Annotated in this window: 1 protein-coding gene; it reads left to right on the top strand. The window is 48.8% G+C overall.

The window, feature by feature from the left end; genetic code table 11:
• Positions 1-432, top strand: a 432-nt coding sequence (locus tag CWC14_RS19310) for a DUF5610 domain-containing protein (RefSeq protein WP_171036905.1), incomplete at both ends; no start/stop codon positions are given.

Below are 432 nucleotides of genomic sequence, written 5' to 3'. Positions count from 1 at the left end.
TGGTGCGGTGAAAAAAGCGAAAGCCGATGGCGCCAATGACGACAAGTTGCAAGAAATGCTGGCGCAAGCGCGCGAAGGCGTGCAAACCGGTATTGATGATGCCTACGGTGAGCTTGAAGATGCTGGGCTACTCAATGACGAAATTAAAACCGGCATTGAGCAGTCACAAAAAGGCATTGAGGAAGGACTCAATGAGTTTGAGCAATCGCTTTTTGGCGAGCAAAGTATTGGTAATGGCGTAGCGGTAAGCCAAGCCCAGTATATGCAGCTACAAAATAATGCCGAGTATCGTTTTACTACCGCTGAAGGCGATGAAGTGGTCGTTAGTTTAGCGCAAAACTACCAAGCTGGTGCGGCAGCCAGTTTATTTGCCCCCGGCGAAAAGCAAGGGGCTGGCTATGCATCTGAACAGTTTGAGAAGCAGGAATTAAA

It is taken from the genome of Pseudoalteromonas sp. S3260 (genome assembly GCF_005886925.1).
Lineage (GTDB): Bacteria > Pseudomonadota > Gammaproteobacteria > Enterobacterales > Alteromonadaceae > Pseudoalteromonas > Pseudoalteromonas tetraodonis.
This window is presented reverse-complemented; position numbering and strand designations above follow the sequence as displayed.